Annotated in this window: 23 protein-coding genes; 8 read left to right on the forward strand and 15 right to left on the reverse strand. The window is 68.8% G+C overall.

Going from position 1 to position 25,274, the window contains the following annotated elements; genetic code table 11:
• Positions 1-7 precede the first annotated feature (7 nt).
• Positions 8-850, reverse strand: coding sequence for a type 1 glutamine amidotransferase domain-containing protein (locus Q9R17_RS13785; RefSeq protein ID WP_308155173.1), 843 nt, complete (start codon positions 848-850; stop codon positions 8-10).
• Positions 851-946: 96 nt separating this feature from the next.
• Here Q9R17_RS13785 and Q9R17_RS13790 point away from each other — a divergent pair, with 96 nt between their 5' ends.
• Both Q9R17_RS13790 and Q9R17_RS13795 read left to right on the forward strand, forming a co-directional pair.
• Positions 947-1,861 (forward strand): LysR family transcriptional regulator, encoded by a 915-nt coding sequence (locus Q9R17_RS13790; RefSeq protein WP_308155174.1) that lies wholly within the window; start codon positions 947-949, stop codon positions 1,859-1,861.
• Positions 1,862-1,952: 91 nt separating this feature from the next.
• Positions 1,953-3,233: an MFS transporter gene (locus tag Q9R17_RS13795; RefSeq protein WP_308155175.1), complete on the forward strand. Its 1,281-nt coding sequence runs from the start codon at positions 1,953-1,955 to the stop codon at positions 3,231-3,233.
• A 4-nt stretch (positions 3,234-3,237) separates the two neighbouring features.
• Here the strand turns inward: Q9R17_RS13795 and Q9R17_RS13800 are convergent, their stop codons facing one another.
• On the reverse strand, positions 3,238-4,185 hold the full coding sequence (locus Q9R17_RS13800; protein WP_308155176.1) for a nucleoside hydrolase: 948 nt from the start codon (positions 4,183-4,185) through the stop codon (positions 3,238-3,240).
• A 151-nt stretch (positions 4,186-4,336) separates the two neighbouring features.
• Between Q9R17_RS13800 and Q9R17_RS13805 the strand changes: the two genes are divergently transcribed.
• Together Q9R17_RS13805 and Q9R17_RS13810 are read left to right on the forward strand one after the other, a co-directional pair.
• Positions 4,337-4,795 carry a hypothetical protein gene (locus Q9R17_RS13805; protein WP_308155177.1) on the forward strand — a complete coding sequence of 153 codons (459 nt, stop codon included), beginning with the start codon at positions 4,337-4,339 and terminating at the stop codon, positions 4,793-4,795.
• 31 nt (positions 4,796-4,826) lie between these two features.
• The gene (locus Q9R17_RS13810) at positions 4,827-5,150 is read left to right on the forward strand and encodes a hypothetical protein (protein ID WP_308155178.1); all 324 of its coding nucleotides are present in this window, start codon (positions 4,827-4,829) and stop codon (positions 5,148-5,150) included.
• Between the two features lie 54 nt (positions 5,151-5,204).
• Here Q9R17_RS13810 and Q9R17_RS13815 read toward each other — a convergent pair whose 3' ends face one another.
• From Q9R17_RS13815 to mqo, 11 genes are all read right to left on the reverse strand, one after another.
• Complete coding sequence (locus Q9R17_RS13815) at positions 5,205-5,924, reverse strand: GntR family transcriptional regulator (RefSeq protein ID WP_308155179.1); 720 nt, start codon at positions 5,922-5,924, stop codon at positions 5,205-5,207.
• Between the two features lie 55 nt (positions 5,925-5,979).
• Positions 5,980-7,347 (reverse strand): SLC13 family permease, encoded by a 1,368-nt coding sequence (locus Q9R17_RS13820; RefSeq protein ID WP_308155180.1) that lies wholly within the window; start codon positions 7,345-7,347, stop codon positions 5,980-5,982.
• Between the two features lie 104 nt (positions 7,348-7,451).
• Positions 7,452-8,372, reverse strand: coding sequence for a malonate decarboxylase subunit epsilon (gene mdcH / locus Q9R17_RS13825; RefSeq protein WP_308155181.1), 921 nt, complete (start codon positions 8,370-8,372; stop codon positions 7,452-7,454).
• Positions 8,369-9,226: a triphosphoribosyl-dephospho-CoA synthase MdcB gene (gene mdcB / locus Q9R17_RS13830; protein ID WP_308155182.1), complete on the reverse strand. Its 858-nt coding sequence runs from the start codon at positions 9,224-9,226 to the stop codon at positions 8,369-8,371. Before mdcB ends, mdcH begins: the two co-directional genes overlap by 4 nt.
• A complete protein-coding gene (gene mdcG, locus Q9R17_RS13835) occupies positions 9,223-9,864 on the reverse strand; it encodes a malonate decarboxylase holo-[acyl-carrier-protein] synthase (protein ID WP_308158347.1) in 642 nt (213 codons plus the stop codon). Before mdcG ends, mdcB begins: the two co-directional genes overlap by 4 nt.
• Entirely contained in the window at positions 9,857-10,567 is a 711-nt protein-coding gene (gene mdcE, locus Q9R17_RS13840; RefSeq protein ID WP_308155183.1) for a biotin-independent malonate decarboxylase subunit gamma, read from the reverse strand. Before mdcE ends, mdcG begins: the two co-directional genes overlap by 8 nt.
• Positions 10,564-11,472, reverse strand: coding sequence for a biotin-independent malonate decarboxylase subunit beta (locus Q9R17_RS13845; RefSeq protein WP_308155184.1), 909 nt, complete (start codon positions 11,470-11,472; stop codon positions 10,564-10,566). Before Q9R17_RS13845 ends, mdcE begins: the two co-directional genes overlap by 4 nt.
• Positions 11,469-11,789: a malonate decarboxylase acyl carrier protein gene (mdcC, locus tag Q9R17_RS13850; RefSeq protein ID WP_308155185.1), complete on the reverse strand. Its 321-nt coding sequence runs from the start codon at positions 11,787-11,789 to the stop codon at positions 11,469-11,471. The genes Q9R17_RS13845 and mdcC overlap by 4 nt, the downstream gene beginning before the upstream one ends.
• Before the next feature lie 10 nt (positions 11,790-11,799).
• Positions 11,800-13,443 carry a malonate decarboxylase subunit alpha gene (gene mdcA / locus Q9R17_RS13855; RefSeq protein WP_308155186.1) on the reverse strand — a complete coding sequence of 548 codons (1,644 nt, stop codon included), beginning with the start codon at positions 13,441-13,443 and terminating at the stop codon, positions 11,800-11,802.
• A gap of 240 nt (positions 13,444-13,683) precedes the next feature.
• Complete coding sequence (locus Q9R17_RS13860; protein WP_308158348.1) at positions 13,684-15,807, reverse strand: TonB-dependent siderophore receptor; 2,124 nt, start codon at positions 15,805-15,807, stop codon at positions 13,684-13,686.
• 361 nt (positions 15,808-16,168) lie between these two features.
• Positions 16,169-17,857 (reverse strand): malate dehydrogenase (quinone), encoded by a 1,689-nt coding sequence (gene mqo / locus Q9R17_RS13865; protein WP_308155187.1) that lies wholly within the window; start codon positions 17,855-17,857, stop codon positions 16,169-16,171.
• Between the two features lie 491 nt (positions 17,858-18,348).
• On the opposite strand from mqo, the gene Q9R17_RS13870 reads away from it, so the two are divergent.
• On the forward strand, positions 18,349-18,771 hold the full coding sequence (locus tag Q9R17_RS13870) for a hypothetical protein (RefSeq protein ID WP_308155188.1): 423 nt from the start codon (positions 18,349-18,351) through the stop codon (positions 18,769-18,771).
• A gap of 22 nt (positions 18,772-18,793) precedes the next feature.
• Here Q9R17_RS13870 and Q9R17_RS13875 read toward each other — a convergent pair whose 3' ends face one another.
• The gene (locus Q9R17_RS13875; RefSeq protein ID WP_308155189.1) at positions 18,794-19,240 is read right to left on the reverse strand and encodes a GNAT family N-acetyltransferase; all 447 of its coding nucleotides are present in this window, start codon (positions 19,238-19,240) and stop codon (positions 18,794-18,796) included.
• A 120-nt stretch (positions 19,241-19,360) separates the two neighbouring features.
• The gene (locus tag Q9R17_RS13880) at positions 19,361-20,266 is read right to left on the reverse strand and encodes a LysR family transcriptional regulator ArgP (protein WP_308155190.1); all 906 of its coding nucleotides are present in this window, start codon (positions 20,264-20,266) and stop codon (positions 19,361-19,363) included.
• Between the two features lie 137 nt (positions 20,267-20,403).
• On the opposite strand from Q9R17_RS13880, the gene Q9R17_RS13885 reads away from it, so the two are divergent.
• The 3 genes from Q9R17_RS13885 (at position 20,404) to Q9R17_RS13895 (ending at position 25,265) form a co-directional block, all read left to right on the forward strand.
• A complete protein-coding gene (locus Q9R17_RS13885; RefSeq protein WP_308155191.1) occupies positions 20,404-21,039 on the forward strand; it encodes a LysE family transporter in 636 nt (211 codons plus the stop codon).
• A gap of 163 nt (positions 21,040-21,202) precedes the next feature.
• Positions 21,203-23,191: a S9 family peptidase gene (locus Q9R17_RS13890; RefSeq protein ID WP_308155192.1), complete on the forward strand. Its 1,989-nt coding sequence runs from the start codon at positions 21,203-21,205 to the stop codon at positions 23,189-23,191.
• 91 nt (positions 23,192-23,282) lie between these two features.
• The gene (locus tag Q9R17_RS13895) at positions 23,283-25,265 is read left to right on the forward strand and encodes a prolyl oligopeptidase family serine peptidase (RefSeq protein WP_308155193.1); all 1,983 of its coding nucleotides are present in this window, start codon (positions 23,283-23,285) and stop codon (positions 25,263-25,265) included.
• Positions 25,266-25,274: the final 9 nt, after the last annotated feature.

Here is a 25,274-nt window from a genome sequence, read left to right on the forward strand (position 1 = left end):
GGCCGGTTCAGTGCAGGCGCTGCAGCAGCGCGTCGGCCACGGCCATCGCCGAGGCCGGGTTCTGCCCGGTGATCAGTTCGCGGTCGATCACCACGTTCGGCTGCCAGGGCGCCGCATTGCTGCGGTAGCTGCCACCGGCGGCCTGCAGTGCGGTCTGCGGATAGAACTGCATCTGCCCGCCGTTGAGCAGGCCCTTGGCCTGTTCCTCCTCGGCGTTGCTGATCACGGTCATGCGGTAACCGCGGTAGATCCAGTCCTGCACGGCGGCGGGCGTGCCGCCCGTTTTCAGCGTGGTGGTGAAGCCGCGCGCATCGGGCAGGGTCGACAGCAACGCGATCGGGCCATGGCAGACCAGCGCGGTCGGCTTGGCGTTGTCGTGGAAGTAGCGCAGCACGCGGCCTACCGACGGCGAGTCGAGCAGGTCCTGCATCGGCGCGTGGCCACCGGGAATGTAGACCGCGGCAAAGCGTCCCAGGCCCTGCTGTTCCACCCGGGCCAGGCTCAGCACGGGTGAGTGGCGCGGGTCGGTCAGCTGCAGCTGCAGCAGCAGTTGCTGGTGCTCGCGCAGGGCAGCGGCATCCCCGCCGAAGTACTGGGCATCGACCGAGGTGGTGTCCAGGCTCGGGGCGCGGCCTTCAGGCGTGGCGAACACCACCGTGTGGCCCGCCTCGCGCAGGCGCTTGACCGGCTGCATCAGCTCGTTGAGGTAGAAGCCGGTGCTGAAGCGGCCGCCGTCGCGCAGGTCCAGATGGTCTGCGTCGGACAGCACCACCAGCACATCGGCGGCCTGCGCGCCGTGCGCGGCCAGCAGCAGGCCCAGGGCGAGAGGAAGGGGGGCGAAACGGGTCATGGCATTGCTCCGGAAGGGAATGCCGGGCACTGTATTGCATGCGTTTTGAGGTAAAAATCGCCTTGAATGCAAATCATCTGTTCGCAGGAGAGCAAAATGGCCCGCCAGTTCGACTATCTGGCCGATGTCGAGGTGTTCCTGGCCGTGGTCGAGCAGGGCTCGTTCACGGCGGCAGCGGCGGCCTTCGGCAGCACGCCGTCGGTACTCAGCCGTGCGCTGGCCCGGCTGGAGGCCCGGCTGGGCCAGCAGCTGCTGCAGCGCAGTACCCGCCGTCTGGGGCTGACCGAGGCCGGGCGCGCCTATCTGGAGCAGGCGCGGACCGCCTTCACCCTGCTGGACGATGCGCAGCGCCAGGCGCAGGGGCAGGGCGCTGCGCTGGCCGGGCGGGTGCGCCTGAGCGTGCCCACCACCTATGGCCACCATCGGTTGCCGCCGCTGCTGGCACGCTTCCGCCAGCAGCACCCGCAGGTGCAGGTGGACCTGCACATCAGCAACCGCAATGTCGATCTGGTGGCCGAAGGCGTGGACCTGGCCATCCGCCTGGGCACGCTGCCGGACAGCGGCCTGGTCGCGCGCGAGCTGGAACAGGCCGCGCTGTGTCTGGTGGCCTCGCCCGATTACCTGCACCGCGCCGGCATGCCCATGGACCTGGCCGCGCTGCAGCAGCACGCCTGCCTGCCGTTCGTGATGCCCCGCACCGGTCGCATCGCCGCCTGGGCCCTGCGCGAGGACGGCCGGGACATCGACTGGGTGCCGCGGGGGGGCATCGAGGTGTCCGATGATGTGCTGGGCGTGGTCACCCTGGCCGAACACGGCCTGGGCATCTGCCAGAGCTACGATTTCATCGTGGCCGAGCGCGTGGCGCGCGGCGCGCTGGTGGAAGTGCTGCCGCAGCTGCGTGGACGCACGCGGCCGTTCTCGCTGCTGTACGCACCGCACCGGCACCAGTCGGCGGCAACGCGCGCGCTGATCGAGGTGCTGCTGGCCGGTGCCGTTGGGGCGGTGCCATGAGCGCGCGGCGGTCCACCGCATCCTCACCCCTGCCGTGGCATGCTGCGGGCCCATCGAATACGGACCCGCAGGCAGTGAAGGCAGACAGGCAATGACGGCGGCGCGCCAGCGTTCGATGTGGGTGGCGGGCTTGTCCACCGTGGTGGAGTGGTATGACTTCACCCTGTACCTGTACTTCGCCACGGTGGTGTCGCGGGTGTTCTTCGGGGGCGGCGAGGACGCGCTGCTGCTGACGCTGGCGGGCTTCGCGGTGTCCTACCTGATGCGCCCGCTCGGTGCGCTGTGCTTCGGGCACCTGGGCGACCGCCTGGGGCGGCGCTGGATGCTGCTGGCGTCGATGGCCCTGATGGCCGCGGCGATGCTGGCCACGGCGCTGCTGCCCACCGCTGCCACCGCCGGTGCCAGCGCCGGCGTGCTGTTGCTGCTGCTGCGCTGCGTGATGGCGTTTTCGGTGGGCGGTGAATACACCGGCGTGGTGGCCTACCTGCTGGAAAGCGCACCGAAGCGGCGCCGGGGACTGGTCACCTCGCTGGCATCAGCGGCCAGCGAAGTCGGCGCGTTGCTGGCGGTGGCGGTCTCGGCACTCACCGTGGCGCTGCTGTCGCCCGCCCAGCTCGATGGCTGGGGCTGGCGCATTCCGTTCTTCGTCGGTGCCGCACTGGCGCTGGTGATCCTGGTGGCCCGCTCGAACATGCACGAGTCGCCCGAATTCGAGCGCCAGCAGCGCGAGGGCAGTATTCCGGCCACGCCGCTGCGGCATGTGCTGCGCCACCACCGCGGTGCGGTGGCACGTACGTTCGCGATTTCCGCACTCGGCTCGATCACCTATTACGTGGGCATCACCTACGTGCCGGCGTTCCTGCATGCGCATGGGCGTGACGAAGGCGAAGCGCTGTGGTTGTCGACGGTGGCGGCAGTGGCGGTGATCCTCATCACGCCGCTGTGTGGCGCGCTGTCGGACCGCTTCGGCCGGCGGCCGTTGCTGCTGGGGCTGACGCTGCTGTCGGCCCTGCTGCCGCTGTCGTTGTTCGGCTGGATGGCGCAGGCGGCACCGCTGGGCATCATGCTGGCGGCCGTGCTGCTGGCCTGCGTGGCCGGGGGAATCAGTGCGGTGGCGGCGCCGGCCACGGCCGAGCAGTTTCCCGGCGAAGGGCGGGTCAGCGGGCTGGCACTGGGCGTGACCATGGCCACGGCGGTGTTCGGGGGCGCCACGCCGTTGCTGGCGCAGTGGTGGGTGTCCCACAGCGGCTGGGCCGCGGCGCCGGGGGCGATGATCGCGCTGGTGGCCGTGCTGGTGCTGCCGGTGCTGTGGACGCTGCCGGAGACCGTGCCCGGCGCAGGCACCCGCCCCGATGCCCGGGGCGGGCGCTGAAGCATCAGACCGTCAGGGTCCGGGTGATGTCATCCAGCACGGCGGCGGCATCCACGCCGATGGCGATCGACTGCAGCACGTGGCCATCCCACACGCTGGGGCCGAATGCCAGGCCTTCCGGCTTGGGAATGGTCATGCCACGGGCCACACCGTCGGTGGCCACGCGCACGCTGGCGCGCTCGAACTGGAACAGCTCCGGGCGGGTCAGCGCGATGCAGGCGCAGCAGTCGTGCACGACCATGCCCTTGTGGCCGGCCTGCAGGTAGAAGTCGACATAGTCCTGCGACAGCGCGCGCACCAGTTCGGCATCGGCACCGCCGATGGCGGCGAGTTTGTCCAGGCCATCGCGGTCCATTTCCACGCGGGTGGTGACATCCAGGCCGATGGCGGTGACCGGCCATGGCGCGGTGAACACGATGTCGGCCGCTTCGGCGTCGCCCCAGATGTTGGCTTCGGCGGCCGGGGTGATGTTGCCGTTGACGTGGAAGGCGCCGCCCATGAGGACCACGCCGCGCACCAGGCCGGCGATGTCCGGCGCCTGCTGCAGGGCCAGGGCCAGGTTGGTCATGCGGCCGACGGCGACCAGGGTCACCTCGCCGGGGTGGGCGCGGACCAGGTCGATGATCAGCTGCGGTGCCGGGCGTGCATCGGCCGCCACGTCCAGCGTGGCCGGCACCGGGTGGTTGCCCAGGCCGTTGTGGCCGTGGATGTGCACCGGCCAGGCTTCGGGCGTGGCATCGGGCTGCAGCGGGCCTTCGGCACCGCGCGCGACCGGGGCGGCAAAACCCCAGGCCTGCTTCAGGTACAGCGCATTGTGGGTGGTCGATTCCACCGAGGCATTGCCGAAGGTGGTGGTCACGCCCAGCAGGTCGATCTGCGGGTGCTTGTGCAGGTACAGCAGCGCCAGGGCGTCGTCGACGCCCGGGTCGGTATCGAAAATGACTTTCAGCATGTTGTTGTTCTTCTTCTTCCGTGTGGTGCGGGACGTCGGCGGGCCTTGGGGCCGGGCCGACGGGGACACATTGTCCCATCTTCATGACAGGCACGGGCAACGGGCGTTCCAGTGCTATTGTCAGCCTGCATCCAGGGAGGGGAATACCGCAATGAAGGGATCCACGATGCTGCTTGCCGGGCTGCTGTGCCTGGGCGCGGCCGCACCGGCGCTGGCGACCTCGGTGGTGCCCAAGCCGCTGGAGGTGATGGTGGCCGAGGCCGATCAGATCGTCCGGGCCAGGGTGGTGGCGGTGGAGATGGTCGATGGCAAGGGACGGCCGCTGACCGATCCGCGATCGCGCACCGGGCCGGGCCTGGACAACCAGATGCGCCTGGTGCTGCAGGTGCAGGAAGTGCTGCGCCCGCGTGACGGCCAGGTCCCGGCGACGATCCGGGTGCCGTTGTGGACGATGTGGCACTACACCCTGGGCAACATCCGCGAGGCCACAGTGGGCAGTGAAAGCCTGTTCCTGCTCAAGGGCAAGGACCATGCGCCGGTCTACCCGGTCGATTTCCAGCGGCCGCTGGACGAGTGGCCCAGGATCCAGGCCCTGATGGAGGCCCCATGACCGGGCGGGTTTCCCATGCTGGAAGGACACCATGCTGATCGTGGCCCTGGTCCTGGTCGCGCTGGTCCTGGGCCTGAACCTGGTCGCCACGGTGATGATCGTGCAGCGCCAGGGCCTGTCATTCGGCATGCGGGCGATGCAGCTGCTGCTGGTGTGGCTGCTGCCGCTGGTGGGCGCCATCCTGTGCCTGGTGATCGCGACGGCCGATGGGCCGGGCAGCCGCAGCGATGGCGGCACCGCGGGCAGCTACGATGCCTCCGGCAACCATGCCAGTGACAGCCACAGCCACAGCCACAGCAGTTCGGACTGCAGCAGCGACAGTGGTGGCGGCGATGGTGGCAGCTGCGGCGATTGAGGCGGCACAACAACGATCTGCCGCCGGGCGATGCCCGGCGAAGCGACAGCCCTGTCAGCCACCGCCTTCGGTGGGCAGCGGTGCCGGTACGTTCAACAGCCCGCCTGCAGCCACGTAGGCGGCCAGTGCCTGGCCCTGGCTGAGCAGGTGGCGTTCCATGGTGCGTTCGGCGGCAGCGGCATCACGCCTGCGGAAACACTCCATCAGCTCGCGGTGCTCGGCCAGCGACTGTGCGGTGCGCCCCGGGGTCAGCAGCTGGCGGCCACGGTGCATCTTCAGGATGCGGTGCAGGTCATGGGTGATGCGGATCAGCCACGGGTTGCCGGCGTAGTGCTGCACGGTTTCGTGGATGAGGTAGTTGTTGCGGTAGTACTCGGCGATGTTGCCGTTGGCCGCGGCGGCTTCCATCGCCGCATGCAGGTCCTCCAGCTGCTGCACGCCGGCATCATCGATATGCCGGACCGCTTCATGTGCGCAGCGGCCTTCCAGCATCGCCATCACCGGGAACAGCTGGTTGAGATCTTCCAGGGTAAGCCGGGTGACCCGTGCGCCTCGGCCCGCATCGATCTGCACCAGGCCTTCGGCGGCCAGCAGTTTCAGTGCTTCGCGCAGCGGCGTGCGGCTGATGCCCAGTTCTTCGCACAGCGCGGGCTCGTCGATCCACTCGCCCGGCGGCAGCCGGTAATCGTAGATGCGCTCGCGCACACCCTCGGCCACCTCTTCGTACAGAGGTGCGCGCTTTTTCGGTGAACGCGGAGCGGGAGCAATGGCCATGTGCAGAGTGTAACGCCAGGGAGTGGCGACCGCCGGCCGCCACTCGACGCTGCGTTTACATCCAGCCCGGCACCACGAACACCAGCCAGGCCAGCAGCGGCCCCAGCGCGACCACCAGGCCGCTGTAGACCAGGAAGCGGCGGAACAGCGTTTCACGTTCCTCCTTCGCTGCCGAAGCCACCACCAGCGCGCCGTTGGTCGAGAACGGGCTGACATCGACGATGGTGGACGACACCGCCAGCGCGCAGATCACCCCGGCGGCCCCCAGGTGGCCCTGCAGCAGGAACGGGACGGCCAGCGGAATGGTGGCGCCCAGCACGGCCGCCGACGACGCGAACGCGGACACGATGCCGCCCACGTAGCACACCAGCAGTGCACCCAGCAGCGGAATGCCGATGTCGGACACGCCGTTGCCGATGAAGTCGACCGCGCCGGCATGTTCCAGCACGCCGATGTAGGTCACCACGCCGCAGATCAGCAGGACCGTGGACCAGCTGATGCCATCCACCGCACCCTTCTGGCTCTGCGGGGAAAGCAGGGCCAGCGCCACCGCCACGGTGATCGAGACCAGGCCGACATTGAGGTTGTAGATCAGCGCAGCGATGCCCAGGCCCAGCAGGCCGACCAGGGTGAACAGGCGTTCGCGGGTGATGCCCACCGCATCCAGCGCTGCCGGGTCGTTGGACAGCGTGCCGCCGCCGGCGGTGACCAGCGCACCGTGGCCCTCGATGGCGAACTGCCGCGAGGACGCCTGCGGACCACCGGCCATCGCCAGATCGCCCGTGCCCACCGTGCCGGCCGCGGTGATCGAACCCCGGCGCATCAGGGCGATGCCACCGAAGGCCAGGAAGCAGATGATCGCCATCATGAAGTTGAAGCCGAGGCTGGTCAGGAACACCGCCATCTCGGTGACTTCCAGCCCGGCCTTCTGCACCACGCCGTTGGTGATGCTGCCGTACACGCTGATCGGCGAGAAGCCGCCGGCCTGCGCACCATGGATCACCAGCAGGCCCATCATCAGCGGGTTGATGTGGTACTGCTTGGCAAAGCGCAGTGCCACCGGGCCGATGATGGCCACGGCCGCCGGGCCCAGCGCGCCGAACGCGGTCAGCACGGCGGTGATGACGAACATCACCCACGGGATGGCCACGATGTGCCCGCGTACGGCTTTCACCGCCCAGTGCACCAGCAGGTCGATGGTGCCGTTCTTCTGTGCGATGGCAAACAGGTAGGTGATGCCGACCAGGGTCAGGAACAGGTCCCCGGGAAAGCCGGCCAGGACCTCCTTGCCCCCCATGCCGACCCAGACCCCGCCGACGATGAAGGCCAGGGCGAACGCCACCGCGCCCATGTTGATCGGCAGGGCGGTGGCGACGATGAACATGATCACCAGGCCGATGATCGTTGCGATTTGTGGACTCATGCGCCCTCCCAGACACGTGACTCGCGTACAGCTTCGATGGTGACCCGCCATCCCGGGGTAAGGCGTCGTACAGCGTGATGCGTGATACGTACTGCTCGAACCCGTTACTGCAGCCGCTCCAGCGCGCTGCGGACCCATGCCGCGGCACCGTCCAGGCGCTGGAACTCTTCCACCGCGCGCACCTGGCAGCACGGGTAGGACGGCGCGACCATGCGCGCCAATGCGTTGCCCGGGCCCAGCTGCAGGAAGACCCGCGCGCCGCGCTCGAAGGCCTGGCGCATCACCTGCGCCCAGGCGATGGTCTGTGCCAGCTGCGCTGACAGCGTGTGTACCGCTGCCGCGCGATCGCGCACCGGGCGCGCATCGATGCCGGCCAGCAGCGGCAGGCGCGGCGCCTGCAGCGGCGAGGCATCGAGTGCGGCGGCGAACGGCGTGACGGCCGCCTGCAGCAGCGGGGTATGCGCGGGCACATGCACCGGCAGCAGGCGGACCTCCGCACCCTGTGCGCGTGCTGCATCGGCCAGCGCCTGCAGGGACGCCTGCGTGCCGCCGACGATGAAATGATCTTCCCCGTTGGCGATGGCCACATGGGCGCCGTGGGCATCGCACAGCGGCTGCAGCCTGTGGCGCTGCAGCCCCAGCACCGCCTGCATGCCTGCATCGGCAGGGCTGGCGGCATCCATCAGCCGCGCGCGCTGTGCGGCCAGGGCCAGGCAGGGGGCGGCATCGATGCTGCCGGCAACCGCATGTGCGGCCAGCTCACCGATGCTGTAGCCCGCCACCAGCAGCGGTGCCGGCAGTGCAGCGCGCAGGCCCTGCCAGTGCGCAATGCTGGCCGCGCACAGCAAGGGCTGCGCCAGTGTGTTGTCGAAGCGCGCGTCGTCGGCGGCTGCCGCGAACACATCGCGGCCCAGCACCGCGCTGGCTGCGTCCAGTACTTCGCGTGCGGCGGGCAGATCGCGCACGCGATCGAACATCGCGGCATGCTGCGCGCCCTGTCCCGGGCAGAGCAGGGCTAGGCTCATGCGTCCTCCTGCTGCAGCAGGAACCAGCTGCAGGCCAGCAGGTCGGCGCTGCCGCCGGGGCTGAGGCGCCGCGCGACGAAGCCCTCACCGATGGCGCGCAGGCGAGCCTGCCAACCGGGTGCGAAAGCACCACCGTCGTCAATGAAGCTGCGCGCCTGCTGCCGGGCCCAGCCCAGGCCGTCGGCACCGCCACGGTGCAGCAGGTTCAGGTCATCGACCTGCGCGACCAGCTGCATCAGGGTCTGGCACATGGCCGCGTCGCGCGCCAGGCCGCTGTGCAGGGCGTGGCGCAGGGTGGGTACGGCCAGTTCGCGCAGCAGGGGGTAGCCGGCGGCGGCCTGTTCGCGTACGCCCGGCACGCCGTGGCGCAGGCGGGCACGCTGGCCGGGGCTGGAGGCATCCAGCGGCGCAGCGGCGAAGTCATCGGCCCAGTGCTGCACCGCCAGGCAGACCTGCGTGGCGGGCGCGGCCTGGCCCGCCTGCTGGCGGCAGCGTGCGGCGGCGGCCACCAGCAGGCCCAGGCTGAAGATGGCCCCGCGATGGGTGTTGATACCGCCGGTGGCGCGCAGCATCGCCGCTTCGGCAGCGATGCCCTGCGCGCGCAGCTGCGCGAACGGCGCATCGGCGGCGCCGGCGTGGGCTACGGCGGTGAAATAGTGGCGCAGCGCGAACAGGCTGCGCAGGAACGTGCCGGCATCCATGTCGTCATGGCTGCCGGTATCGAACGGGGTCACCAGGCCCGGCTTGGGCGCGCAGGCCAGTTCGGCATGCAGGCTGGCGATGGCCAGGCGGCCCAGCCGCGCGCTGTCGACGCGGCGCGCAACCGGCAGGGCGGCGTGCGCCAGAGCGCTCATGCGGCTGCTCCGGCAGCAGCGAACAGGTGCTCGCGGGCTTCCAGTGCGGCGCCGTCCAGGCGCTTCACCAGCACCTGGCGGCTGCCACCGGCGTATTCGCGCCAGTTCACCGCGCCACCGTCGGCCAGGCACAGTTCGCCATCGACGCGATGGCCGTACTCGTCTTCCCAGTGCCGCAGGCGTGCGACAAGGGCATCGGCCTGCGCGCGGGCATCCACCCGCCACAGCAGGTCGATATCCGAAGCGGCATGCACATAGGGCAGGCCACTGAGGTGCTGCCAGGCGAAAGCACCAAACACGCGTGCCGGTGCAATGTGCACCAATGCGTGCAGCGCCACCTGCCAGTCACGGGCAACACCGGTGGCGAGGATCGCGTCCAGTGTCGGCGGCGGCTGCTGGCGCAGCACATCCTGCAGCGGTACGCGCAGGGCGATGCGCTGCTTGCCTTCGCTCGGCGGCAGCGGCACGCCCAGACGAAGGCGCGGGTCGGGATCATCCACGGCACGCCGCGCCACCATCGCCGGCAGCCCCTGCGCGAACCACGCTGCCAGGCGCGGTTCGTGCGCGGCCACGTCGGCCCGCCAGTCGGCGTTGGCCGACAGCCAGGCCAGCGTGTGGCGGGCGGGCTGCTCAGGCATCGCCATGGGCCACGGCAGTGGCGACATCTGCCGCCAGCGCACGGCCGCCGCGCTGTGCGCCGCGTGCCGCACGCAGGTCGCCGTCGCTGGGCGTGCGCAGGGCCTGCAGCAGGTGCTGGGCAAGATCGCCGTCCCACAGCGATTCCACCGCGCCCATGGCGACGTAGTTGGCCACGCCCGGTGCGAACACCGGCGAGCTCTGGCTGAGTGCCTGCAGCTTCTCCAGGGGTTGCTTGGTTACCCGCGCCATCGCGCGCAGGTCCATCACCCGTACCTGTGCATCGGGCAGGGCATGGATGTGGTCGGCCATCAGGCCGAAGGACAGGAATCCGCCGCTCACCGATTCGCCGTAGACCAGGGTGACCAGGCGTGCGCCACGGCGGCGGGCCAGATCGAGGGTCTGTGCCAGATGGGCGAAGTAGCCGTTGATGCCCAGCAGTTCATCGCGACGGGCCAGGCGCTGACCGGCGGTGTCGGCCAGCATCACGATGGGGCGCTGCGGGTGCATGGCGGTGCTGGCCAGCACGGTGTCGGCCAGGGCCAATGCGTGGTCCACGCCGACCTCGATGCGGTCGGTGGTGCCGATCACCGTCACCTCACCGTCGTCGGTGGTGGCCGTGCCGGTCAATACCGAATCGCGGATGTCGATGCGGTGGCCACGCGGGAACAGGGCGTCGAGCAGGGTCTGCAACGGGGCGTTCATGGCAGGCTCCGGCCAGCGGTGGCGGCGAGGAAAGCATCGGTCTCCAGCAGCGGCAGGCGCTCGGGCGCGGCGATGCCCTGGCGGGCCCAGATCTCCAGCCCGTCGCGGCAGTCGCCCCAGGCCTGCACGCGTGCCTTCAGTGCGGCATGGCGGGCCTGCAGGGCGTGCAATGCCGTGTCGGTATCGCGGCTGGCGGTGTCGGCCTGCAGCGCATCGGCGGCGGCACGTGCAAACGCTTCGATGGCGTCGGGCACCAGCACCTGCGCCTGGTCGATCAGGTAGCGGTGCTTGCCGCCGGTCACGCGCCACACCAGGGCGCGGTCGCGCGAGTCGAATTCTTCCACGCCGCGCACGGTCTCGATCACTTCCGGCCCGGACAGCGACAGCCGGCCTTCCTCGGACATGATGACGGTGGTGCAGCAGCGCGCGACGATGCCCATGCCGCCAAACGCACCATTGCCGCTGCCGATCAGGGCGACCACCGGCACGCCGGCCGCACGCGCCCCCAGCGTGGCACGCATGATTTCGGAAATCGCGATCAGCCCCGCATTGGCTTCGTGCAGGCGCACGCCGCCGGTGTCGAGCAGCAGCAGTACGCCGTCGGGGCGCGTCTCGGCGGCCCGGCGCAGCAGGCCGGTCAGCTTGGCGCCGTGCACCTCGCCGACGCCACCGCCCATGAACGCACCCTGCTGCGCGGCCAGCAGCACGCGTTTGCCCCGCAGCGTGGCTTCGCCGACGACGATGCCATCGTCGAACGCGGCGGGCTGGTCGAGCTGGGCCAGGTGCGGGCTCATCATCCGCCGCGCGGGGCCGAGGAACTCGCGGAACGAACCCGCATCGACCAGTCCGGCGATACGTTCGCGTGCATCGGCTTCGTAATAGCTGTGGCGTTGTACGTGGCTCATGGCGTGCCTCCGGCCAGCAGGGTTTCCACGGCCTGGTCCAGGCGCAGGCTGACCACGGCCGGGGTCGCACCGGCATCGTTGATCGACACGCGCACATCGCGCAGTGGATGGCGCTGGGCAAAGTCGGCGATCACCGCCTGCCAGATCGTGCCGAAGCCCTGCGCGGCGGTGATGATGCGCACCGTCATCGCACCGTCCAGCGCCGCGGGCTCCAGCAGGATCTCCAGGTTGCCCGAAGCCAGCACGCCCACCAGCACCGCATCGCGCGGGAACTGCACGGGGGTGCGGCCGTCGAATCGATAGTCGAGGGTTTCCATGCTCTGTCCCTTACCAGTTGCGGAAGCGCTTGGGCGGGTCGTACAGGCCGCCGGACCAGCGCACCAGGTCCTTCACCGAACGTGCGGCCAGCAGGTCGCGGCTGGCATCGCGCGGCGAGATGCCCAGGTCTTCAGGGCGGCGGATCACGCCGCGGTCGCGCAGGTTTTCCACCATCGCGCGATCACGCCCGAGGCCGACGGCGGTGTAGCCGGACACGCCGCGGATCGCCTGTTCGCGTTCTTCCGGCGTGCGGCACAGCAGCAGGTTGGCGATGCCTTCCTCGGTCAGCACATGGCTGACGTCGTCGCCGTAGATCATCACCGGCGGCAGCGGCATGGCCGCGCGTTCGGCCAGTTCCCAGGCATCGAGGCGCTCGACGAAGGCCGGCGCCATGTGCTCGCGGAAGGTTTCCACCATCTGCACCACCAGCTTGCGCCCGCGCGGCATCTCGCCGGGGCGCGCAGCCTGCTGGCCGGCCTTGATCCACGCGTCGCTGGCGTGGCGGCGGCCGCGCGCATCCGAGCCCATGTTCGGTGCGCCGCCGAAGCCGGCGATGCGGTCGCGGGTGGCGGTGGAGCTGTTGCCCTGCAGGTCGATCTGCAGGGTGGAGCCGATGAACATGTCGCAGGCATACAGGCCGGCGGTCTGCGAGAACGCGCGGTTGGAGCGCATCGACCCGTCGGCACCGGTGAAGAACACATCGCCACGGGCGGCGATGTACTTCTCCATGCCCAGTTCCGAGCCGAACGAGTGCACGGATCTGACGAAGCCCGATTCGATCGCCGGAATCAGTGCCGGGTGCGGGTTGAGCGCCCAGTGTTGGCAGATCTTTCCCTTCAGCCCCAGCGATTCTGCATAGGTGGGCAGCAGCAGTTCGATGGCGGCGGTGTCGAAGCCAATGCCATGGTTGAGGCGGTTGACGCCGTACTCGGCGTAGATGCCCTTGATGGCCATCATCGCCATCAGCACCTGGATCTCGGAAATCTGCGCCGGGTCGCGGGTGAACAGCGGTTCGATGTGGTTCGGGCGCGGCGCCTGCACCACGAAGTTGACCCAGTCAGCGGGGATATCGACGCGGGGGAGGGTGTCGACGATTTCGTTGACCTGGGCGATGACGATGCCGCCACCGAAGGCGGTGGCCTCCACGATGACCGGGGTGTCTTCGGTGTTCGGGCCGGTGTAGAGGTTGCCGTGGCGATCTGCAGCCTGCGCGGCGATCAGCGCCACGCGCGGGGTGAGATCGATGAAGTAGCGGCCGAACAGTTCCAGGTAGGTGTGGATGGCGCCGATCTGGATGCGCCCTTCGGCCACCAGGTTGGCCAGCCGCACCGACTGCGGACCGGAGAAGGAGAAATCCAGCCTGGAGGCGATGCCGCGCTCGAACACGTCCAGGTGCGAGGGCAGCGACAGCACCGACTGCACCATGTGCAGGTCGTGTACCCGTGCCGGGTCCAGGTCGGCCAGGGCCTGGGCGAGGAAATCGGCCTGCTTCTGGTTGTTGCCCTCCAGGCAGACCTTGTCGCCTGGTTCCAGCAGGGCGTGCAGCAGTTCGCCCACGTCGCCGGCAGCCACTTCGCGGCCCCGGGCCCACGGTGCCGCCCGCTGCAGGCGCGCCTGGCGGCTGCGTTCCAACGTATCCCAACTGGGGTTCATCGACCGGCGTCCGAGTGGCGGTGGAAATAATTACGCCATAATTATGGCGGGGTGTGCAACCCGCACTGCAGCAAACCGACCGCCGGGCGTGAATGCCGCGCATTCAGGCAGGCCTGCGCGCCGCGTGCCGCAATCGCCGCAGACGAAAAAAAGGGCCCGCACGCTGGCGGGCCCTGTCTGATGGGGTGGGGCCGGCGCCTTTCGCATGGAAAGGCATCCGGCGCCGGCCGTGTTCCGGCCTCAGTACTTCCAGCGCAGGCTCAGCGCCACGAAGCGCGGCTCGCCATAGTTGTTGTAGTCCAGGTTGGCCCAGTAGGTCTTGTCCAGCGCGTTGCGCACGCTCAGCGTCGCTGTCCAGCTGTCGGTGATGCGGTAGTTGGCGTTGAACTGCACCAGCGCATAGGCCGGCTGGTTCACCGTCACCGTGCCACCCAGCGGGTAGGGCACGTTGTAGCCCTGCACCTTGCCCTGCCACTGCAGGCCACCGCCCACGCTCAGGCGCGACAGCACGCCGCGCAGCTGCACCTGGGTGTTGAGCTGCAGCAGGTCCTTGGGCGGGTTGGCGTACAGCAGGTCGGTGGCCGCGCGGGTCACCTTGACGTGGGTGTAGCCGGCATTGACCGTCCAGCCCGGCAGGATCTCGCCGTTGATGTCCACTTCCCAGCCCCGCGCCTTGGTGCCGTTGACGCCGATGTAGGCCGAGCTGCCGTCGCTGAGCGAGTTGTCCGGCACGCTGGTGTCACGCACCGCGTAGTTGTCCTGCTTGGCCTCGAACACGGCGGCATTGGCGGTCAGGCGGCCGTCGAGCCACTGCGTCTTCAGGCCCGCTTCCAGGTTCGAACCCTGCACCGGCGCCAGCAGGTTCTCGTTGCGGTCCTTGTAGTTCTGCGGGTTGAAGATCTCGGTGTAGCTGGCGTACAGCGCTACGTTCGGGGTGAGGTCGTACACCAGGCCCACGTACGGGGTGACTTCATCGCTGACCTTGTAGGCACCGCTGGTGCCGGTGTAGGTGCCGGCGGCGTTGTAGGCGCGGGTGAGCGTTTCCCAGCGGCTCAGGCGTGCGCCGGCGATCAGCGACAGCGGGTCGGCCAGGCGCAGGCGGGTGGCCAGGTAGAAGCCGCTCTGCGTGGTGTGTGCCACGCGGCGTGCGCCGGTGCGGGTATAGGTGACCTCGGAAATGTCACCGTTCCAGGTGTGCACATTGGGAATGTAGTAGCAGCGTTCGCTGCCGCAACGCGCCCAGTCGGTGGGGAAGTTCAGCGCCACGGTGTTGGTGGTGCTTTCCAGGTCCGACCACTGCGCACCCACGGTCAGGTCATGCTGGCGACCGAACAGGTCGAAGGTGCCGGTCAGGTAGGCATCGACATTGCGGCGGGTGTCTTCGGTATCGCCGGCGGCCGCGCGCAGGAAGATGCCCGCGCCGGTGGCCGGGTTCGGGTTGCCGCTGCCGTACACGCGCACGTTCTGCACGTTGCCGCGGGTCTGGGCGGTGTTGATCTTCAGCAGCCAGTTCTCGCCGAAACGCTGTTCCAGGTTGGCGAAGGCGGTGCTGGTCTCGCGCTGCCAGTAGCTCCACTTCGGGGCCAGGTTGGTCGAGCGCGGCAGGTGCGCGAACTGGCCGGTGCTGTCGAAGAAGGGCACGGTGCCCCAGGTCGAGCCGACGGGATTGTTGTCCTGGGTCTGGTAGCCGACGGTGACCGTGGTGCTGTCGGTGATGTCGCCTTCCAGCACGGCCATGCCGGCCATCTTGTTCTCATCGTAGCGGTCGTAATACAGGCCACGGTCGGTGTAGGCGGCGACCACGCGGCTGCGGAAGCGGCCATCGGCGGTCAGCGGTGCGGTCACGTCCGCTTCCATGCGGCGGTAATCCCAGCTGCCGGCGCTCACCGAGAACGAGGCGTCGAATTCCTTGCCCGGGCGCTTGCGCAGCAGGTTCACCGTGGCCGACGGCACGCCGGCGCCGCTGAGCAGGCCGTTGGCGCCGCGGATCACTTCGATGCGGTCATAGAACGCGGTGTCGTATTCCTGGTTGGTCGAGCCGCTGTAGGTGGGGATGCCATCGACCTGGAAATCGGTGATGGCAAAGCCGCGTGCGTAGTACAGCGGGCGCTGGGTGTCATAGAAGGACACGCTGACGCCGGGGATGTTGCGCATCACGTCGTTGATGCTGAACAGCGATTCGTCCTGCAGGCGCTGCAGGCTGAGCACGGTGCTCGACTGCGGCGTCTCCTGCAGGGTGATCGGCAGGCGGGTGGTGCTCGACGGTGGCGTGCTGTGCTCGGCACTGACGCTGACGCGGTCCAGTGTCTTGGCATCGGACGCATCGGCGGCGGTTTCGGCCAGGGCCGGCGCGGCCGTCAGCATCAGGACAGACAGCAGCGCGGTGGGCAGCGCGGCACGACGGGGCAGGTGGCAGGACTTTCGCGGCAGGGACATGGTGGGCTCGGGTGGTGGGGGGAACGGCAAGGGCATGGCAATGCCCTGGCACAACGGCCGGGCAGGTCAGGTCCATCTCGGGGGCGCGCGTAGGGGTACGTCGCTGGCTGGCAGGCTCCATCCCGGGAACCGCCGCGGTTGCTATGGCGACACGTGCGGAACGCAAATGTAAATCGTTCTTAACATCATTACAATCCGTGACGTGCCATCGGCCCTGCCGTGGCCTGTCCCGTAAACGCGGACGGCCACCCGAAGGTGGCCGTCCGTGTGCAACCGGTGGAACGCAGGCTTACAGGGCCTGCAGTTCCTCGTTGGCGTTGCGCTTTTCCTTGGCCGCTGCCGGCGCCGGAGCCGCTGCAGCCGGGGCGGGCGCACCGTCCACCGGCACTTCCAGGTAGGGCAGATGCAGCGTCTGGCTGGTCTGCGTGCGGATCGCGTTGGTCAGCGCGGCGCTCTCGTTGAGCTTGCGGCCGTAGGACGGGACGATCTGGCGCAGGCGGGTTTCCCAGCCCCCCTTCATTTCGTCCGGGAAGGCCTTGGCCATCAGGTCCAGCATGATCGGCGGCGAGGTCGAGGCCCCCGGCGATGCGCCCAGCAGCGCGGCGAGGGTGTGGTCCTTGTCACTGACGATCTCGGTGCCGAACTGCAGCACCGGGCCCTTGAGCGGATCGCGCTTGATGATCTGCACGCGCTGCCCGGCGGTGACCAGCTTCCAGTCTTCCGGCTTGGCGTTGGGGAAGTACTTCACCAGTTCGGCCTGGCGATCGGCGTCGTTCAGCCGCGCCTGCGCCATCAGGTACTGCACCAGGTCCAGGTTGTCCGCGCCCACGCGCAGCATCGGGCCGACGTTGTTGTGGGTGACCGACGAATACAGGTCGAACCAGGAACCGTGCTTGAGGAACTTGGTGCTGTACAGCGCGAAGGGCCCGAACAGGACCACCGGCTTGCCGTCCAGCTTGCGGGCATCCAGGTGCGGCACCGACATCGGCGGCGAGCCGGTTTCGGCCATGCCGTACGCCTTCACGTCATGGCGCGAGGTCACGTTGCTGCCCTGGAACGCCAGGAACTGGCCGCCCACCGGGAAGCCGGCATAGTCCTTCGATTCGGGAATGCCGGACATCTGCAGCAGCTTCAGCGCTGCACCGCCGGCACCGATGAACACGAAGCGGGCCTTGGTGGTGCTTTCCTTGCCGCTCTTGAGGTCCTTCACCGTCACGTTCCAGGTCTTGTCCTGGTCCTGGCGCAGGGCGCTGACTTCATGGCCCAGGTGCAGGCCGAAGTTCGGGCTGCGCTGCAGGCCGGCGGTCAGCTGGCGGGTGATCACGCCGAAGTTGACGTCGGTGCCCAGCGGCATCCAGGTGGCGGCCACGCGCTGCTTCGGGTCGCGGCCTTCCATCAGCAGCGGTGCCCACTTGGCGATCTGCGCCGGGTCTTCGCTGTACTGCATGCCGTAGAACAGCGGGTTCTTCACCAGCGCCTGCTGGCGCTTGTGCAGATAGGCGATGTTGTCATCGCCCCACACGAAGCTCATGTGCGGGGTGGGGTTGATGAAGTCGCTGGGCTGGCTGAGGCGGCCTTCCTTCACCTGGTGCGACCAGAACTGGCGCGACACCTCGAAGCTTTCGGCGATGCCGACTGCGCGCTTGGTCTCGATGCTGCCATCGGGCAGTTCCGGGGTGTAGTTCAGTTCGGCGAAGGCCGAGTGGCCGGTACCGGCGTTGTTCCAGCCGTCCGAGCTCTCGCCGGCCACGCCGTCCAGGCGCTCGTACACCTGGATGTTCCAGTCCGGCTGCAGTTCCTGCAGGTAGGTGGCCAGGGTGATGCTCATGATGCCGGCACCCACCATCACCACATCCACCGGTTTCTCATTGCCGGCTGCCGGTACCGAGCGCTTGGTCAGGGGCCAGTACAGGAACAGTACCGAGACCACCAACAGCAGCACCAGCAGGGCCAGCAGCGCCTTGCCAAACTTCTTCATGGGAAAGGGTCCACTTGCATAGGGGAGGAGATCAGGATGCGTGCCCGGGTGGGAAAGGGCGTGAAGAAACAACGCCTTGCGCGATCCATGCGCGGATTCTAACCGGATGTGGTCCTGTTTTGGTGCAATGCAGCATCCTGCCGCCCGCATCGGCAAGCTCGGCCGTCCGGCGGCGCACCGGTGTACCCATGGCCACGGAAGGGCCATGCAACGAAGCCATCGTCAGGTGCTTGCTGCCCTGCGGTACGCAGGACACCGGAGCGGTGCACGCACCGGAATTCCGCGAGGACGGCGATCCGCGCGCGCCCCTCCTGTCCAGCGTGGATTGCCGCGTGACCCGGCCCCGCAACTGCTGCAACATCGGTGCGAAGGTCCAGGCACTGCTGGTCCGCGGGATTGCCGGGGGAGATCACATGCACCGTTCCATGATGCTGCTTGCCCTGATGCTGGCCGCCGCGCCCTGCGCCGCATCCAGCCAGGAAACGCCCGCCATGATCGAACTCCACGTGCGCTGCATCGACGAGGCCGCCTGCCACTTCCGGGGCGAGGACATCCGCGTGGAACTGGAACTGCGCAATGCGGGCAATGAAGACGCACAGGTACCGGCGGAGTTCTACCGCCGGCGCGGGCCCAGCGTGACCCTGGTGGACCGCCACTCCGGCAAGGAAATCCTGCTGGCCACCAACCTGCCGGATACGCGGTTGTTGAAGACGCCGCAGACGCTGCGGCCGGGCCAGTCCTTCCGGTTCCCGTGGCGCATCCTGCCGACGGAGATCAGCGGTTTCGCGCTGCACCCGATCGATGTGTCGGCGGTGTTCAGCATCAAGCTGGCCCCGGGCATGCGGGGCGGGCAGGCGCGCATCGTCAGCAGCGGGCTGCACATCACCGATCCCGCCGGCAGCGCGTCGCGCTGAGCCGGGCACCGCCGGGCTGCGGTCAGCGCAGTTCCAGGATCTCGTCGCCGGCGTCGTCGATCTCACCGGTCGGGTGCCAGCCGAGGTGGCGGTAGAACCCATGCGAGCGCGAGCGCGGGTCGGCCGAGCAGGCCAGGAACAGGCGCTGGTGGCCGGCATCGCGGGCCAGGGCGACCACTTCCTCAAGCAGGCGCTGGCCGATGCCCCGGCCCTCGTGGCTGGGCAACAGGGCCAGCACCAGGACTTCGCCGCTTTCACGGTCGGCGAAGCCGTAGCCGACCATCTGCTCGCCATCGAGGGCAATGCGGCCGATGAAATCGCCGGCGGCGATGCCTTCGGCCCAGCTCTCGGCGGTGATGCCCAGTGCCGCCAGCTGGTCCGCGCTGAAGGCATTTTCGCGGGTGCGGCCGCGCAGGTCGATGCAGGCCGCGGCGTCGTCGGCAGCGGCGTCACGGGTATGGATCGGCATGGTGGCTTCCTGGGGCAGGGGGTGGCCCCGCAGCATGGCATACACGCAGGGCCGGACGGTGCAGGTGCCGTAGTGGCCCGCTGCCGGCGATAGCGCGGTTGCCTTGCCCGTCGGGCTTTCCTAGCGCTTGCGTCGTACCAGCGCAGAGGACGCCTCCAGCACGGCCCGGGTCAGAAGCGACATGGTCTGCACGTCGCCCTTCCAGTGCTGCCAGTACAACGGCACGTCTTCCCAGGCGCGCTGGCGCACGTAGACCAGGCGGCCGGCATCCAGGTGGCGCTTGACCAGCGGCAGGGGGTTCATGGTCCAGCCCATGCCGCCCAGGTTGGCCTGCACGAAGGCCCGGGTGGAGGGAATCCACCAGGTGGGCGCGGTGCCGGGCAGGTCGTGGCCGGCCAGGCGCCGGGCGAAACGGGCCTGCATGTTGTCCTTGCGGTTGAACACCAGCACCGGCGCCTGGGCCAGGGCCTGGGCGGTCACGCCCTTTGAAAAGTGGCGTTCGCGGAATGCGGGCGTGCAGGTGGCGGCGTAGCGGATGCTGCCCAGCGCATGGATCTGGCAGCCCTGCACCGGCTCATCCAGGGTGGTCACCGCTCCCAGCACGGTGCCCTGGCGCAGCAGTTCGACGGTATGGTCCTGGTCCTCCACCCGCAGGTCCAGGGTGGTGCCGGTGCCCTGCGCGAACTGCCAGGCGGCCTGCGGGAACCAGGTTTCCAGGCTGTCATGGTTCACCGCCACCGGAATGCTGGCCTGTGGCAGGTCCTCGTCGGCCACGCCCATGCGGTGCAGGGCATCGTGCTCCAGCAGGGCGGTCTGCTCGGCCAGCTGCACCAGCACCTGGCCTTCAGCGGTGGCGGTGGAGGGGGTGCCGCGCTTGACCAGCAACCGGCCGACCCGGTCCTCCAGTGCCTTGACCCGCTGCGAAATGGCCGAGGCGGTGACGTTGAGCGACTGTGCGGCGCGGTCGAAGCTGCCTTCGCGGATGACCGCTGCCAGGGCGCGCAGCTGGGCATGATCGATACGCATCGAATTAAGCTCCGCTAATGTTGGTTTAGTAAGTTTAGCTCGTCTTTTCCATGCTGCGGCGCGACAATTCTTCCCGTTCCCGGTGCTGTCCGCCTCCGCGAGGCACCGTCCCCCCGCACGACAAGGCAGTACACCCCATGTTCTCGGTCATCTCCGCCAGCACCGGCCTCGGTGCCTGGTTCTCTGGTGCAGCTACCGGCGTCGGCCTGTTCGCCGTGGTCGGCGCCCAGAGCGCCTTCATCCTGCGCCAGGGCATCCTGCGCAAGCACATCGTGCCGGTGGTCGCCACCTGCGCGGCCATCGATGCATTCTTCATCTTCGCCAGCGTGGCCGGCCTGCGCACGCTCACCTCGGCGCTGCCGTGGCTGACCAGTGCCGTGCTGTGGACCGGCGTGGCGTTCCTGGCCTGGTATGCGATGAAGTCGGCGCGCCGTGCCTTTGCCGGTGGCGGTGGCATGGGCGAGGCCGACAGCGACGATGGCAGCCGCCGCGCCGTGCTGCTGGCCGCTGTCGGCTTCTCGCTGATCAACCCGCACTTCTGGCTGGACATGATGGTGATCGGCTCCATCGCCGAGAATTTCGGCAATGCGCGCATGGCCTTCGCCGCCGGCGTGGTGACCGCCAGCTGCCTGTGGCTGACCGCGCAGGGCCTGGGCGCGCGCCTGCTGGCCCCGCTGTTCACCAAGCCCAGCACCTGGCGCGTACTGGATGGCACCATCGCGGTGATCCTGAGCGTGCTTGCCCTGACATTGGCGGTGCGCGGGGTCCATTGACCCGGCGCCTGCCCCCCGAACCCACGTCCTGACTCTCTCTCCAAGGCAGTGGCAGCAACGGCACCGGCAACGGTGCCGTTGTTTTTTCCGGGTCTGTGCGCCGGCTCCCCGGCACGGCTAGAATCGCCAGCGCGGACAGGGTGTCTGCATCAAAGGGGGAAGGATGCGTACAGTGTTGTTGGCCGGGCTGCTGTGCAGCGCTTCGGCTTTTCTGCCGGCCAGCGCCGGCACGTTGAAACTGGACACCTACCTGCGGGAGGAGGCGTTCACGGCCATCAAGATTTCGCCCGGTGGCGAGTATGTCGCAGCCACCGTCCCGCTGGAGGATGGCACCGCGCTTGCCATCTACCGCATCGCGGACATGGCACGGGTAGGGACCTTCCGGCCCCCCCGCAACAATCATGCGAACACATTCGATTGGGTCAGCAATGACCGCCTGCTGGTCGGCCTGGCGCAGAAGCTGGGGCCGCTGGACCGCCCGGTGGCGACCGGTGAACTGTTCGGCATCAACGCCAACGGCAAGGCCGGTGAACTGCTGGTGGGCTACCGGGTGCAGGAACAGGGCCTGGGCACGAACATCAAGGTGAAGCCGGCCGGCATGGTCGCGGCCGAGCTCACCGACGAACTGGCCCAGGACGACCGCAACGTCCTGGTGGCGGTCACCCCGTTCACCCAGCATGCCTTCACCCAGCTCGAGCGGATGGATGTCATGACCGGGCGCCGCAATGCGATCACCCGCTCGCCGGTCCAGCACGGGAGCTTCACCACCGATGGGCAGGGCGAGGCGCGCTTCGTGCGCGGCGCCGGCCCGGACAACGTGGACAAGCTCTACTACCGCAGCGGTGCCAATGCCCAATGGGTACTGGTCAACGACGAAGGCCTGTCGCAGCGCGTGGAGCTGCCCCTGGGCTTTTCCGCCGATGGCCGCTTGGCCTACCTGCAGGTCGAGCAGCCCGATGGCCCCGACGCCATCGTCAGCTGGGACCCGCAGGACAACGTGCGCAAGGTCGTGCTGCGTGATGCGGTGGTCGATCCGCACCGGATCATCTTCCGGCCCGGCACGCGGGTGCCGGTGGGGGCTGAATTCCTCGGGGATACCCCGCGCACGCGCTTCTTCGATGACGCCTCGGCCGAGGCACGCCTGTACCGCAGCCTGGAAGCCGGGCTGGGCGGGCCGGTCTACATCACCTCCAGTACCCGTGATGGCAGCACCGTGCTGGTGGAATCACGCTCGGGCAGGAACCCGGGGGATTTCTTCCTGTACGACACGGTCAACAAGGCCGCACGGCACCTGATCAGCCGCAGCGAGTGGGTCGATCCGGAGCACAGTGCGGTGGTCCGCCCCATCAGCCTGAAGGCGCGCGATGGCCTGCCGCTGCATGGTTTCCTTACCGTGCCGGCCGGCAAGGCGGCGCGCGGGCTGCCCATGGTGGTGGTGCCGCATGGTGGGCCGATCGGGATTTTCGATGACGGTACCTATGATGCCGAAGCGCAGATGCTCGCTGCGGCAGGTTATGCGGTGCTGCAGGTGAACTTCCGCGGCTCGTCCAATTACGGCCGTGCGCATACCACGGCGGCGAAGCAGCAATGGGGCGCGTCGATGCAGGACGATGTGACCGACGCAACCCGTTGGGCGATCGCCGAAGGCACGGCAGACCCGGCACGCGTCTGCATCTATGGCGCCAGCTATGGCGGCTATGCGGCGATGATGGGGGCGGCGCGCGAGCCGGACCTGTACCGCTGCGCGGCCGGCTACGTGGGCGTCTACGACCTGCCGCTGATGTACGCACGGGGCGATATCCAGGACGAGGAATCGGGGTTGAACTACCTGCGCGAATGGATCGGATCGCCGAAGGCGCTGGCCGACCGTTCGCCGGTCAACCTGGCCGGGCAGATCAAGGTGCCGGTGTTCCTGGCGGCGGGCGGCCAGGACATGCGGGCGCCGGTGCAGCACACCGAACGCATGGAAGCGGCGTTGAAGAAGGCCGGTACCCCCGTGGAAAGCCTCTACTACAAGACCGAGGGGCATGGCTTCTATGCCCAGGAGCATCGCCGGGAGTACTACACCCGCCTGCTGGCGTTCCTGTCACGCAGCCTGGGCGGTGCCACCGCCGCGGATGCGGCCGCGGCCGGCACGGGCAAGGCGCCGTAAGGCGGCAGGGACGATACGGGCAGCGCGTGCCGTGCACGCGCACAGGGATGCCACCGGGCGGTATGGCCGCCCGGTACACAGGGGGAAAACCATGAAGTACCCGATCATGCTCGCCGCATTGCTGGCCGCCGGCCATGCCGCCGCTGCCGGCGTACCCGGCGTGGCACTGGATGATTATCTGCGCCGCGCCGAGTTCAACGACCTCACGCTCTCGCCGACCGGCGACTACCTGGCGATGACCCTGCCACTGGACGGCGCGACGGCGGTGGCCATCCTGCGCACGGATACGATGGAAATGGTCGGCAATTTCCGGCCGCCGAAGAACAACCATGCCGTCGATGTCCACTGGGTGAGTGAGCGCCGGGTACTGATCGGCCTGGCCGAGAAATGGGGTTCGCTGGACCAGCCCCGGCCCACCGGCGAGCTGTATGCCATCAACGCCGACGGCAAGCGGGGTGAGCTGCTGGCCGGCTACCGCGCACAGCCCAATGACCCCGGCTTCGTGACCGGGCGCAAGGTGCAGCCGGTGGCCGCCTTCCTGACCGACGCGCTGCCCGAGGACGAACGCAGCGTGCTGGTGAGCATCTGGCCGTTCAGCGATGACCCGAACACGCGCCTGGAAAAGATGGACCTGCTGACCGGCCGGCGCATCCTGGTGGCCAACTCACCCGTGCGGCGCGCGACGTTCACCACCGACAACAGTGGCACGCTGCGCCTGGCCCATGGCGCCGGGACCGACAACGTCAACAAGCTGTACTACCGCGAAGGCGACCAGAAGTGGCGGCTGCTGAACGATGAAGGCAGCAGCCACCGCATCGAGCGGCCGATCGGCTTTTCCGCCGACAACCGCCTGGCCTACCTCGTGGTGGAACAGCCCGCCGGACCGGACGCCGTGGTCAGCTGGGATCCGGCCACCAACGAGCGCCGCACGCTGCTGCAGGACACCACCGTCGATCCCACCCGCATCATCTACCAGCCCGGCACCGGGGTGCCGGTGGGTGTGCAGTTCGTGGGCGCCACCACGCGCACGGCCTTCTTCGACGAGCAATCGCCGACCGCCACCGTCCAGCGCATGCTGGAAAAGGCGTTCCCCGGGCAGGTGGTGAGCCTGGTGTCGGGCACGCGCGACCAGGCGCGCCTGCTGGTGAAGGTCAGCTCGGGCAGCAATCCGGGTGACTATTTCGTGTACACCACGGCGACGCGCAAGGCGGCCTTCCTGACCGGGCGCTACCGCTGGCTGGACCGCGACGCGGGGGCGCCGGTGCGCCCGGTCAGCCTGGCGGCACGCGACGGGCTGCCATTGCATGGCTTCCTGACCCTGCCGCCCGGCAGCGACGGCAAGGGCCTGCCGATGGTGGTGGTGCCACATGGCGGTCCGTTCGGCGTTTTCGACGATGGTGGCTTCGAGCGTGACAACCAGATGCTGGCCGAGGCCGGCTATGCCGTGCTGCAGATCAATTTTCGGGGCTCGGGCAACTACGGCCGGGCCCATGGCCAGGCCGGCGCGCTGCAGTGGGGCCGGGCGATGCAGGACGACGTGACCGATGCCACCCGCTGGGCGATCCGCGAAGGCATCGCCGATGCCGGGCGCATCTGCATCTACGGCGCCAGCTACGGTGCCTATTCGGCGCTGATGGGGACGGTGCGCGAGCCGGGCCTGTACCGGTGCGCGGCCGGCTATGTCGGGGTGTATGACCTGCCGATGATGTACCGGCGGGGGGACATCCAGGACCGTGAATCCGGGGTCACCTACCTGCGCGAATGGCTGGGCGACCCGGCGACGCTGGCGGCGGTATCGCCGGTGAACCTGGCGGCCAGCATCAAGGTGCCGGTGCTGTTGGCCGCCGGCCGCGAGGACCTGCGTGCGCCGGTGCAGCACACCGAACGCATGGAGGCTGCGCTGAAGCAGGCCGGTGTTCCGGTGGAAGCGGTGTATTACCCGCGCGAAGGGCATGGCCTGTACGGTGAGGCCAACCAGCGCGATTACTACACGCGGTTGCTGGCGTTCCTGTCGCGCAGCCTGGGGGGCGGCACCGCCGTCCAGGGCGCCGCCGGCAAGGGCCGGGCGCCCTGAGCCGGCCGT

This window comes from Stenotrophomonas sp. 24(2023) (genome assembly GCF_030913365.1).
Classification (GTDB): domain Bacteria; phylum Pseudomonadota; class Gammaproteobacteria; order Xanthomonadales; family Xanthomonadaceae; genus Stenotrophomonas.